The organism is Pseudomonas sp. NBRC 111138, from assembly GCF_001320835.1.
Lineage (GTDB): Bacteria > Pseudomonadota > Gammaproteobacteria > Pseudomonadales > Pseudomonadaceae > Aquipseudomonas > Aquipseudomonas paracarnis.
Genome location: NZ_BCBO01000023.1, coordinates 1 through 10954, shown reverse-complemented (window position 1 = coordinate 10954; position 10954 = coordinate 1). Strand labels below are relative to the sequence as shown.

General features: G+C 61.2%; 12 protein-coding genes and 1 pseudogene. 3 read left to right on the top strand and 10 right to left on the bottom strand.

What is annotated here, in order from left to right; genetic code table 11:
* The 3 genes from APH41_RS04635 to APH41_RS04625 form a co-directional block, all read right to left on the bottom strand.
* The coding region (locus tag APH41_RS04635) for a carboxylesterase (protein ID WP_156359027.1) at positions 1–421 on the bottom strand (421 nt) is incomplete at its 3' end.
* Positions 418–1812, bottom strand: coding sequence for an aspartate aminotransferase family protein (locus tag APH41_RS04630; RefSeq protein ID WP_003188936.1), 1395 nt, complete (start codon positions 1810–1812; stop codon positions 418–420). The genes APH41_RS04635 and APH41_RS04630, both read right to left, overlap by 4 nt.
* Positions 1805–2509 carry an MtnX-like HAD-IB family phosphatase gene (locus APH41_RS04625; RefSeq protein ID WP_054897708.1) on the bottom strand — a complete coding sequence of 235 codons (705 nt, stop codon included), beginning with the start codon at positions 2507–2509 and terminating at the stop codon, positions 1805–1807. The genes APH41_RS04630 and APH41_RS04625 overlap by 8 nt, the downstream gene beginning before the upstream one ends.
* A gap of 241 nt (positions 2510–2750) precedes the next feature.
* On the opposite strand from APH41_RS04625, the gene APH41_RS04620 reads away from it, so the two are divergent.
* Positions 2751–3521 carry a MipA/OmpV family protein gene (locus APH41_RS04620; RefSeq protein ID WP_034126453.1) on the top strand — a complete coding sequence of 257 codons (771 nt, stop codon included), beginning with the start codon at positions 2751–2753 and terminating at the stop codon, positions 3519–3521.
* A 133-nt stretch (positions 3522–3654) separates the two neighbouring features.
* Here the strand turns inward: APH41_RS04620 and APH41_RS04615 are convergent, their stop codons facing one another.
* The 5 genes from APH41_RS04615 to APH41_RS04595 all read right to left on the bottom strand — a co-directional run bounded on the left by APH41_RS04615 (position 3655) and on the right by APH41_RS04595 (position 7899).
* Positions 3655–4059 carry a transporter gene (locus APH41_RS04615; protein WP_054917752.1) on the bottom strand — a complete coding sequence of 135 codons (405 nt, stop codon included), beginning with the start codon at positions 4057–4059 and terminating at the stop codon, positions 3655–3657.
* Positions 4056–4436: an EamA family transporter gene (locus APH41_RS04610; protein ID WP_003188930.1), complete on the bottom strand. Its 381-nt coding sequence runs from the start codon at positions 4434–4436 to the stop codon at positions 4056–4058. The genes APH41_RS04615 and APH41_RS04610 overlap by 4 nt, the downstream gene beginning before the upstream one ends.
* A complete protein-coding gene (locus tag APH41_RS04605; protein ID WP_054917749.1) occupies positions 4433–5353 on the bottom strand; it encodes a hypothetical protein in 921 nt (306 codons plus the stop codon). Before APH41_RS04605 ends, APH41_RS04610 begins: the two co-directional genes overlap by 4 nt.
* An 814-nt stretch (positions 5354–6167) precedes the next feature.
* Positions 6168–6821: a DsbA family oxidoreductase gene (locus tag APH41_RS04600; RefSeq protein ID WP_034126450.1), complete on the bottom strand. Its 654-nt coding sequence runs from the start codon at positions 6819–6821 to the stop codon at positions 6168–6170.
* 58 nt (positions 6822–6879) lie between these two features.
* Complete coding sequence (locus APH41_RS04595) at positions 6880–7899, bottom strand: alpha/beta fold hydrolase (RefSeq protein WP_034126527.1); 1020 nt, start codon at positions 7897–7899, stop codon at positions 6880–6882.
* A gap of 182 nt (positions 7900–8081) precedes the next feature.
* On the opposite strand from APH41_RS04595, the gene metR reads away from it, so the two are divergent.
* Entirely contained in the window at positions 8082–8999 is a 918-nt protein-coding gene (gene metR / locus APH41_RS04590) for a transcriptional regulator MetR (protein WP_003188924.1), read from the top strand.
* 132 nt (positions 9000–9131) lie between these two features.
* On the opposite strand, the gene APH41_RS04585 is transcribed toward metR, so the two are convergent.
* A complete protein-coding gene (locus tag APH41_RS04585) occupies positions 9132–9632 on the bottom strand; it encodes a GNAT family N-acetyltransferase (protein ID WP_054897702.1) in 501 nt (166 codons plus the stop codon).
* Complete coding sequence (locus APH41_RS04580) at positions 9629–10039, bottom strand: NUDIX domain-containing protein (protein ID WP_034126447.1); 411 nt, start codon at positions 10037–10039, stop codon at positions 9629–9631. Before APH41_RS04580 ends, APH41_RS04585 begins: the two co-directional genes overlap by 4 nt.
* A gap of 197 nt (positions 10040–10236) precedes the next feature.
* On the opposite strand from APH41_RS04580, the pseudogene APH41_RS04575 reads away from it, so the two are divergent.
* Positions 10237–10954, top strand: a pseudogene (locus APH41_RS04575) (hypothetical protein); the annotation flags it as partial.

Below are 10954 nucleotides of genomic sequence, written 5' to 3'. Positions count from 1 at the left end.
GCGTGAGGAACGCCAGCTTGTTGATGCTCCAACCGTCGTACTTCAAGGTGGTGGAATACATCAGCAACCCGGCGACTTGCCCAGGATGTTCGGACGCCACATACATCGACATCACCGCGCCCATGGACAAGCCACCGACAAACACCTGCCCGTGGCGTTGCTTGACCTGTACGAAGGTCTTGCGCACGCCTTCGTACCAGTCCTGCCAGCCAGTGGCCTGCAAGTCGCTGTTGTCGCCGCAGTGCCCCGCCAGTGTGGGCACATACACCGTGCAGTTACCCACCTTGGCCAGGCCCTTCGCGACCTGGCGCAACTCGGTCGGCGTGCCGGTCAGGCCGTGGATCAACAGGATCCCGACCGGACCTTCACCGAGAACGAAACCGGCAGTACCTTCACCGAGGTCGATCCCTTGAGCATTCACCGCGTGGTCGCTCGCACCAGCAGTTGCTCGAGCAACTTCAGGCCCAGATCGATTTCCGGGTAGCTGATTTCCAGCGACGGCGCCAGGGTGATCACGTTCTTGTAGTAACCGCCTACGTCGAGGATCAGCCCGAGTTTCTGGCCGTCTACCAGCATGTCGCCTTTCATGCCTTCTTCGACCATGTAGTCCAGGGTCGCCTTGTCCGGGGTGAAGCCATCCGGGCCGCAGATTTCGCAGCGCAGCGCCAGGCCCAGGCCGTCCACATCGCCGATGATCGGGAAGCGTTTTTGCAAGTCTTGCAGGCCTTCCAGGAAGTATTTGCCCTTGGCCATGACCATGGCGCCGTAGTCGACTTCGCTGGTCATCTTGAACATTTCCAGGCCGACGGCGGTGCCCAGCGGGTTGGAGGCGAAGGTGGAGTGAGTCGAACCTGGCGGGAACACCTTCGGGTTGATCAACTCTTCACGGGCCCAGATACCGCCCAACGGGTTGAGGCCATTGGTCAGCGCCTTGCCGAACACGATCACGTCCGGCTGCACGTCGAAGTGCTCGATCGACCAGAGTTTACCGGTGCGGTAGAAGCCCATCTGGATTTCATCGGACACCATCAGGATGCCGTGCTGATCCAGGACGTGCTTGAGTTCGCGGTAGAAGTTCATCGGCGGGATCACGTAGCCGCCAGTGCCCTGGATCGGCTCGACGTAGAAGGCTGCGTATTCGCACTGGTTGGTCTTAGGGTCCCAGACGCCGTTGTATTCGGTCTCGAACAGGCGGGCGAACTGCTGCACGCAATGGCTGCCGTACTCTTCCTTGGTCATGCCCTTCGGGCCACGGAAGTGGTAAGGAAAGGGAATGAAGTTGGCGCGCTCGCCAAAGTGGCCGTAGCGACGACGATAGCGGAAGCTGGAGGTGATCGACGAGGCGCCGAGGGTGCGGCCGTGGTAACCGCCTTCGAAGGCGAACATCAGGCTTTTGCCGTTGCTGGCGTTGCGCACCACTTTCAGGGAGTCTTCGATCGACTGCGAGCCGCCGACGTTGAAGTGCACACGGCCGTCGAGGCCGAACTTGTTCTTGGCATCGACCGCGATCATTTCCGACAGCTCGATCTTGCCTTTGTGCAGGTACTGGCTGGCGATTTGCGGCAGCGTGTCGATCTGCTTTTTCAGCGCGTTGTTCAAGCGCGGGTTGGCATAGCCGAAGTTGACGGCCGAGTACCACATTTGCAGGTCGAGGTAGGCCTGGTCTTCGGTGTCCCACACATAAGAGCCTTCGCAGCGGCTGAAAATACGCGGCGGCTCGATGTAGTGAACGGTGTCGCCGTAGGAGCAATACTTGGCTTCTTTATCCAGAAGCACCTGGTCTTCGGCGGTAGCGATACGGATATCAGACATGATGGAAGAGTTCCTGATTGTCAGAAGAGGTGTTGAAGGTGGTGGCGTTGGCGGCGAGGCCTTGTGGCAGCTTGGCCAGCAACGCCGGCACTTGCGCAAAGGTGTCGAAGCGCGCATGAGGGATCTGGTGGGCGACGCAGTAGTCGGCGAGGCTGCCCTTGGCGAACACGAAGTCGGCGGTGGAGGCCACGCACATGTCGGACTTGCCGTCGCCGATCACCAGCACGCGCTTGTTGCGCGGCGTGGATTTGCACTTGCAGTTGCCGGCAGCAGCGCGACAGGCATCGCTGGCATACGGGAAGTCGATGCGCCAGCTGTCCTGGTCAACCTGGCGCAGGCGGTTGGCGAGGATCGGCAGCAGGGTCACGTAGTTGCGCGAAAGGATGCGGGCAATGCCCTGCTCGATGCCGTCGCTGACCACTTCGATGGAAGCACCCAGGCCCATGACGTGATCGACGAAATCCGGGAAGTCCGGGTCGATCTCGACACTGTCAAAGTACGCCAGCAGTTCAGCCGGGGTGGCCTTGATCAGCGCCAGTTGGCGGCTCAGGCATTCGCGTGAACCGATATGCCCATCCAGCCATTCCTGCTCAATGGTTTCCCACTCGGGGCCGGCGAAGCGTTGGAGGACGTTGTCGATGACATCCGTGGGAGTAATGGTCCCGTCGAAGTCACACACGATATGCCAGTTGATCATCTGCCTTTCCTTTAGGTAAAGGGCCTTGGAGGAGCGCGCTGTATGCGCTTGCCAAGGGATAGAGCAGGGACTGTGCCAACTGGCGAAAACCCCGCAGGGCTGGGGGTTAGGGCGAAATGCGCGGTGATAGGTGTCGCGGGAGCTACAATTTTTGTAGCTTGCTACAAACAACATGAGTGCTTGCGCAGGCGCGTCGGTTTGCGCGTTCATGCGCGCCTGCCCACCTTCAGGAAACGTCCCCATGTCCAAGCTCGCTGCTGCTGTATTCACCGGTTTACTTGGAGGGTGGGGCCTTTGCAGCGCCGCGTGGGCAGAAGGCATCACGGGCGACGTGGGCGCGGGCCTCAGCTATCAGCCCCACGACCCCAGCGGCAGCCGCTACGAAACCCGGCCTGTGCCTTACCTGGACCTGGATTGGGGTGACGTCAGCCTGAGTACCGATGACGGCCTCACCTGGAGCGCCCTGGATACCCACGGCCTTACCGCGGGCCCCTATATCAACTACCTGCCGGGGCGTACTTCCAACGGCGAGTTGCAGGGCCTGCGCAACGTGTCGGACATGGCCGAGGTGGGCGGCTTCGTCCAATACGCCCCGGCCGATTTCTGGCGGGTCTACGCGCAATTGGGCCAGGCCGTGGGCGGCGGGCATTCCCAGAGCGGCGCCCTGGGTAAAATCGGCGGAGAACTGGGTTACCCCGTGGGTGGCGGGATTATCGGCAGCAATAGCCTGGTTGCGCATTTTGCCGATGCGCGCCAGACCAATACCTTCTTCGGCGTGGACAACAACGAAGCTGTCGCTTCAGGCTTGCGGCCCTATAAAGCGAGCGGGGGCTTCCAGAACGTGACGCTGAGCCAAAGCTTCGCCTTCCCCCTGGCGCCCCATTGGTCGCTGCTGACCAGCGCCAGCTGGGTACACCTGGTGGGGTCGGCGGCCAAGAGCAGCATCGTCAAGGAGGCTGGCCATGTGAATCAGGGCCAGGTGCAGACGGCGATCAGCTACACCTTTGACTGAATCACCTGGGAGCAAAATGTGGGAGCGGGCTTGCTCGCGAAAGCAGTGTGTCAGTCACCCGATACTTCACTGATCCACCGCATTCGCGAGCACGCCCGCTCCCACAATGGGCCTGTGTTTCATAGCTCTATCTTCAGTGTTCCTCGCCCTCAGCCAACAGTGCGATACCACCGATAATTACCACCACGCCCACCCAATGCAACGCGCTGATGTGCTCCCCCAACCCCAGCCAAGAGCCCAGCAGCACCGCCACAAACACCAGCGAACTCAGCGGAAACGCCAGGGACAAACTGCTACGCCGCAGGATCAGCATCCACACAAAAAACGCACCCAGATAGCTGGCAATCGCCGCCAGAATCCCCGGGTTGCGCGCCACGTCCGCCAGCCATTGCCAACTGAAGTCCATCGGCCCCAACTGATCGCCGGCCACCTTGGTGAACAACTGCCCGGCGCTTTCGGTGGCGATCAGCAGTGCCCATAGCACCAGGGTGCCAACACGCCCGTGCAGCCAGCCGGTATTGATTGTTTGCGTTGTCATGCCTGATTCCCCGCGATCGCTACCAACATCACACCTAAAGTAATCACCAGCGTGCCCAGCCAACGACGCCGACTGACGGTCTCCTTGAGCACCACCCTGCCTGCCAGTACCACCAGGCAATAGGCCAACGCCGCCAGCGGAAACAGCAGACTCAAGGGCGCACGGGACAGCGCTTCGAGCCACACAAAAAACTCAATCACGTAGGCGCCGACGCCGGCCCACAACAGCGGCGCATTGAACACCTGGCCCCAGAACGCACGCAGGCGAAAACCGCCATCGAGTTGCGGCAAACGGTCCACGCCCAATTTGAAACACAGCTGGCCAATCACATCGAGGACGATGGAAAACGCCAGTAACAGCACCACGGTCAGGGTCACGGGAACAGCTCCTCAAACAGGTCGATCAAGGCTTCATTGGTTGCGGCATTGCGCTGCAAGTCTTGCGGGCTCCAGCGCTCCGGTGGCGGCTGGTCGGACTTGGCTTCCCAGCGCTTGAACGCGTTGCTGAATGCCGGCGTAGCGAACTCACCGCAGACGTCAATGCCAATGATGCGTTTACCCGCCGCCAACGCCCGCAGGGCCTGGAGCAAATGGGTCAGGCGCATGCCGCCCTGGTCCCAGTTGGTGGCGGCGTCTTCACTGGCGAGCACATCTTTGTCGATGGTGATCCAGATCGCCTCGGTGGGCAGGCTGGCAATCATCTGGTCGAGGAAGGCGCCCCAATCCAGGTCCGCCAGGTTGCGCCAGTGCAGGTGGTTTTCCTGTTGCTGGTGGCCGGCGCCGTCCCCCACCCGGCCCCAGACCTTGGACGGCGGATGCTGCCAGGGAAACAGCTGCAAACGCCCGCGCTTGAGGGCGCCAAGGTTGCCGCCGCGCAGTTGCGGGTTATGCAGGTCATCGCTGCACGGGCCGAGGGTGACGATGCGTTGGATCGCTGGCATCTTCAGCGCCCGGTTGACCCACGAACCACAGTGCCGCTTGGGCGCAAAGCGCACCCAGTCGGGGTGGTTGTCAAAGTGAATCAGGCTGACGGGCTCTTTGAGGTCGGCCAAAAACGCCGGCGTAAGGTGGTGATAATCCCCGGAACCGACAAACAGGATTTCCGGACGCGCGTCACGGGGCCGTGGCCGTTGGGCCAGGCGCTCGACGAAACGCTTCCAGGTTTTTTCGGTGGACCACAAACGCAATTTCGGGCCCAGGTCCAGCAGGTCCAGGCGCGTGGCCCGACCGCTGGCCAACCGCAGGGCAATCGGTGCCTGGCCGGTGAGGCTGTGGTCAAGGTCAAGAATATTCAAGGTAAGTTTCACCCCTAATGGCAGTGCCCAACCGCAGGCCGGTTGGGCTTTAGGGGGGTAATGCAAGGGATGGGCCAGTGCTTCTCTTAATGCCGACACAGATCAAATGTGGGAGCTGGCTTGCCTGCGATGGCCATAGGTATCTACACAACTTTGTAGGCTGTAGCGCAGACGGTAACTACGATGCGAAGCGAGCCGTTCTTGATCTTGCTCTGCTTGTGATCTTGCTCTGGCTTTTGATTTTAGGCGCCCCGTTAAACCACGCTGGCCGAACGCAGGCTTGAATTCGTGGGTAACCCGGCAGGACGCCGGGTTAGCCGCCCCGCGCCATGGATGGCGCGTGGCGGCGGCCCACGGATTCAAGCCTGTGTTCGGGCACACCGAGCCTAAGCGAGGTGCCGAGTGGTGGGGCAAGAGCGTTTTGCTTACTTTTGCGCTTTTCAAAAGTGAGCCGCTGTCAGAGCGGAACCCTAAGTGGCCGTTACCGCAGCAATGGATATGTACACGGTCCAACTGTGTCGCCTGTCAGGCCGCCTTCGCGAGCAAGCCCGCTCCCACAGTTTGATCGCGGGGTGTCAGGTAGATAGGCATTGGCTGGTAGGCCGCCATCGCAGGCAAGCCAGCTCCCACATTTGAATCGCGGGGTGTCAGGTAGATAGGCGCCGGACTGTCAGTCCGTCACGGGAGCAAGCTCCCTCGCCACAGGTCCAGCGTCACACCAAAGCTGTGTAGATACCTATGCTGCGATGGCAGTGTTTCAGCCAACTCATTTGCAACTGACAGCCAGCTCCCACATTTTGCTGCGTGCTCGGCCTCAGGATTTCGATTCGTTGATGATCTGGCGAATCGCGCCGACGAAGGCTTCCGCCGGTTGCCCACCGCTCACCGCATATTGGTCATTGAAGACAATGGTCGGCACCGAACTCACCCCACGAGACACCCACAGCTGCTCCTGCTCGCGGACCTCGGCGGCGTATTCATCGCTGGCAAGAATCTCGGCGGCGCGCGCAATGTCCAGCCCAACGCTCTCGGCGATGATCGCCAGGGTCGCGTGGTCGGAAGGATCCTGGCCATCGCTGAAATACGCCTTGAACAGCGCTTCCTTGAGGTTGTACTGCAAACCTTCCAACCCGGCCCAATGCAACAGGCGGTGCGCGTCGAAGGTGTTGTAGATACGGCTCTGGCCGTCGGTGCGGAACGCAAAGCCCAATGCGGCGCCCATGTCGCGGATACGCGCACGATTAGCCTGGGACTCTTCAGCCGTGGAACCGTACTTTTCGGTAATGTGCTCGACGATGTTCTGACCGATGGCGGGCATGTTCGGGTTCAGTTCGAACGGCTGGAAATGAATCTCGGCCTGCACTTCGCTGCCGAGCTGGTCGAGGGCTTCGGTCAGGCCGCGCAGGCCGATGATGCACCAGGGGCAGGATACGTCGCTGACGAAATCGATTTTCAGGGGAGTACTCATGGTGGGCAACCTCGCGTGCAGTCATGCGTATACATAAAGGTTGCACGATACACCACCTTCACAGCACCTTCGAAGGCTCGCTCAAATCGATCTGCGCCCAGTGCGCGGCATCCTGGCGATGGGCTTGCAGGTAGGGCAACACCGCCGCCAGCAAGGGCGCCTTGAACGCTTCCTGAAAACGGTGGGCCAGGCCGGGAATCAATTTCAACTGGCTGCCCTGGATATGCGCGGCCAGGTGCACGCCGTGCATCACCGGCAGCAAAGGGTCGGCGGTGCCGTGGACGACCAACGCAGGCACGCGCAGTTGGTTGAGCAAGGGCACACGGCTTGGCTCGGCCAGGATTGCCATGATCTGGCGCTTCACGCCTTCGGGGTTGAAGGCGCGGTCATAGGACAGCGCCGCCTGGTGCAGCAACGCCTGGCGATCGTCCTTGATATCCGGGCTGCCCAACGCCGCGAGCAAATCCGCCTGTTGCTCCAGCGCCACCTCACGATTGGGCGCGCTGCGCCGCGAGAGCAATTGCACCAGCGCCGCGTTCGGCGCGGGCAAGCCCTCGGCGCCGGAGCTGGTCATGATCAGGGTCAGGCTTTCCACGCGCTGTGGCGCCATGGCCGCCAGGTGTTGAGCGATCATGCCGCCCATGCTCGCGCCGAGTACGTGAAATTGCTGCACCTGCAGCGCGTCCATCAAGCCCAGGGCGTCGTCGGCCATGTCGGTCAACGTATAAGGCGCAGCCACCGGCAAGCCGAGCTTGTAGCGCAGCACTTCGAAGGTCAGGTTGGCGCTCGCCGGCGCCTGCCGCCAGGTGGACAGGCCGACGTCGCGGTTGTCGTAGCGAATCACCCGAAAGCCTTGTTCGCACAGGGCCACCACCACTTCGTCCGGCCAGTGAATCAACTGCCCGCCCAGGCCCATTACCAGCAGCAACGCAGGGTCGGACGCACGGCCGATACTTTGATAGGCGATGCTCACCTGAGCCAGGTCGACCGTTTGGGTCGGGACATTGACATCACATCGAGACGCCGCAAAAGACGGCAGGCCGAACAGTAGAGCGGCCACTAAAAACAACGCACGCATGAAAAACACCAAAACGCAGAACCCCAGTAGAGCGCGAGTCTGATGAAGTTTGTTCAAGCGCGCTGCCACAGTTCGATGACAGTTTGATGAAGAGCGCCCAGTGGTCATGGTCGACACGCCCCACAACATGAGACAAAATCAAGCATTCCGTTTTCGTCGCAAATTTTCTTCATGGAGCGCCTGTGCTCGAAATCCGTCACTTGAAAACCCTGCACGCCTTGCGCGAAGCCGACAGCCTGGTGGAAGCCGCCGAACGCCTGCACCTGACCCAGTCCGCCCTCTCCCATCAGTTCAAGGAACTGGAAGAGCGCCTGGGCATGCCACTGTTCGTGCGCAAGACCAAACCGGTGCGCTTCACCAGCGCCGGCCTACGCCTGCTGCAATTGGCCGACGCCACCCTGCCGTTGTTGCGCGGTGCCGAGCGCGATATTGCGCGGCTGGCCGGGGGTACCGCTGGGCGCTTGCACATGGCGATCGAATGCCACAGTTGTTTCCAGTGGCTGATGCCGACCATCGACCAGTTCCGCGATGCCTGGCCGGAAGTCGAGCTGGACCTGGCCTCGGGCTTTGCCTTCGCGCCGCTGCCGGCCCTGGCCCGTGGCGACCTGGACCTGGTGGTGACCTCCGACCCGCTGGAACTGCCGGGTATCACCTACGTGCCGCTGTTCACCTACGAAGCCATGCTGGCGGTGGCCAACCAGCACGCGTTGGCGAACAAGTCCTACATCGTGCCGGAAGACCTGCTGACAGAAACCCTGATCACCTACCCGGTGGAACGTGACCGCCTGGACATCTTCACCCGCTTCCTGGAACCGGCCGACGTTGAACCGGCCCAGGTGCGGACTTCGGAGCTGACCGTGATGATGATGCAACTGGTGGCCAGCGGCCGTGGGGTGTGCGGTATGCCCCACTGGGCGCTGCATGAATACAGCTCACGCGGGTATGTGAAGGCCAAGCGGTTGGGTGAGAAGGGTTTGTTCGCCACCTTGTATGCGGGCATTCGTGCCGACATGCTGGATGCACCTTATATGCGCGACTTCTTGCTGACGGCCAAGGACACCTCGTTTTCCACCTTGGATGGCGTAAGCGCGGTGCGTTGAGCGGGCTCTGAGTGTGCGGGCGAGTGCCGATCGTTCCCACGCTCTGCGTGGGAATGCCGCCAAGGACGCTCTGCGTCCACGTGGTGACGCGGAGCGTCACGGGATGCGTGCCCACGCAGAGCGTTGGAACGATCAATGTAGCTCGCGCCACATGTGGATCTTGTCGAAGTATTCGACGCCTACCCGCACGGCCAGTGGCTCCAGGCCGTACTGAATGAAACCGCAGCGCTGGTAGAGCGCAAAGGCCGCGTCATTGCCGGCGGTGACGGTCAGCTGGATCAGTTTGAGGCGCGGGTGGCGGCGGGCTTCTTCCAGTGCGGCTTGCACCAGCTGCCGCCCCAGCCCTTGCTGTTGATAAGCCTCGGTCACGTACATGCCGAACAAGGTCACCTTGTGCCGCGCCTTTTCGCGAGGCTCGTAGGCCAGGCCGACGATGCCGGCCAGTCGCGCCCCATCAAAGCCGCCCAACAGGCAATCCAGCGGGCTGTCGAGACGCTTTTCCCACCAGCTCAATGGCATCGAGGCGCGCTCCGCGACACTGGACGTGAACGCTTGCGGGTACGCGCCATAGGCCTCGAGCATCAATGCCCGATAGGCTTGCGCATCGTCGGCGTCCAGCGGGCGAATCATCATGCGGTAGCCAGCGAATCACGATAGAACGGCAGGATCAAATCGCGCGTCAATGGCGCCAGATGCAAGTCACCTTCGCCCATGGGATCGATCCAGCACACCTCTTCAATCTCTGCTGCAGGGGTGACGGCGACGTCGACCTGCACCTTGAACAACTCCGCCTCTACGGTAAAACCCGGTTCGTTGGCCGCGGGTGCCGAGAACTGGCCAAGATAGACGGCTTGGCTCGGATCAACGCGCAGGTTCAGCTCCTCGTGCAACTCACGGACGAGCGCCTCGGCAGGTTGCTCGCCGGCGTCGATTTTGCCGCCCGGTTGCATGAAAGCCAGGGTATCGCGCTTGCGCACAAGCAGGGTTTGACCGTCGCCACGGACCAACAGCGCGGCTGCAATGCGGATAGTCTTGGACATGGAAGGCCCTCTCTCGGATTGAAAAGCGGCCAAGGATCCCACGCGCATTCTGCACACGCAACTCGCGAGTGCAGGGCGATTTTTTCCGACATACATACACCGCAGGGTCCAGTTTCGGCCACCCTAAACTCGCAAACTCATATTCAGCAGGGCTCGCTGCACCTCGGTGCGCCGCGCTCTTTTATAAGAGTTTACTCATGCACAATTCATTGCCCACCCTCAAAGAATCATCCACTGACGAACCACAACCGCTGCCGGCCGACAGCACGTCAACCCCTACCGTGCAACCGATGACGCTTGCGGTCGTGCCGCCGGCTTCACTTTCTGCCGAAGAACAACTGGCTTACCTCACCCGTGAACTCGACAAACTCAATGCACAGACCTCTGAGCTGGTAAGGCGACAGCCGAGTGTCGGCCGCGTGTACCAGCAGCAATTGGCCGAGATGTTTCCCGATGCACATCTGCCCATCAATCCCAACCAGATTTTTTATAGCCGCTATCGCGAAGACCAGGAAGGACAAAAGCACCTGCTGTCCTGCGAACCACTGGGCTCGCTGCTGGCCACCTTACGCGCGCCTGGCGCAGAGTCTTATCTGACCCAGGAGAGCGGCGCCTTCTACCGCGAATGCAACACCCTGGACACCGATAAAATCCTCTCTGCCAATGCCTCGACGACAACCCTGGCCGCCAGGCTGGAAATAGCCATCACGTTGAGCCTGAATACATTCTGGGGGGCTGGCGAGCCCTCCCAACCCAACACGGAGGAGCAATTGGTCGCATTGCGCCGACAAGTGCTAGCCCATCAACTGGCATTGCGCTCGGTGGACGGCACGTTGTCGGCGCATGCACGGACGCTGGCGCAGAACGTGCTCAAGTACCCAAGTGCTGCGGCACGTGAACAGGTGTTTACCGTCG

Coding starts and splice junctions, on each gene's coding strand:
- APH41_RS04630 (WP_003188936.1), bottom strand. CDS start 1,812: ATGTCTGATATCCGTATCGCTACCGCCGAAGACCAGGTGCTTCTGGAT.
- APH41_RS04625 (WP_054897708.1), bottom strand. CDS start 2,509: ATGATCAACTGGCATATCGTGTGTGACTTCGACGGGACCATTACTCCC.
- APH41_RS04620 (WP_034126453.1), top strand. CDS start 2,751: ATGTCCAAGCTCGCTGCTGCTGTATTCACCGGTTTACTTGGAGGGTGG.
- APH41_RS04615 (WP_054917752.1), bottom strand. CDS start 4,059: ATGACAACGCAAACAATCAATACCGGCTGGCTGCACGGGCGTGTTGGC.
- APH41_RS04600 (WP_034126450.1), bottom strand. CDS start 6,821: ATGAGTACTCCCCTGAAAATCGATTTCGTCAGCGACGTATCCTGCCCC.
- APH41_RS04595 (WP_034126527.1), bottom strand. CDS start 7,899: ATGCGTGCGTTGTTTTTAGTGGCCGCTCTACTGTTCGGCCTGCCGTCT.
- APH41_RS04585 (WP_054897702.1), bottom strand. CDS start 9,632: ATGATGATTCGCCCGCTGGACGCCGACGATGCGCAAGCCTATCGGGCA.
- APH41_RS04580 (WP_034126447.1), bottom strand. CDS start 10,039: ATGTCCAAGACTATCCGCATTGCAGCCGCGCTGTTGGTCCGTGGCGAC.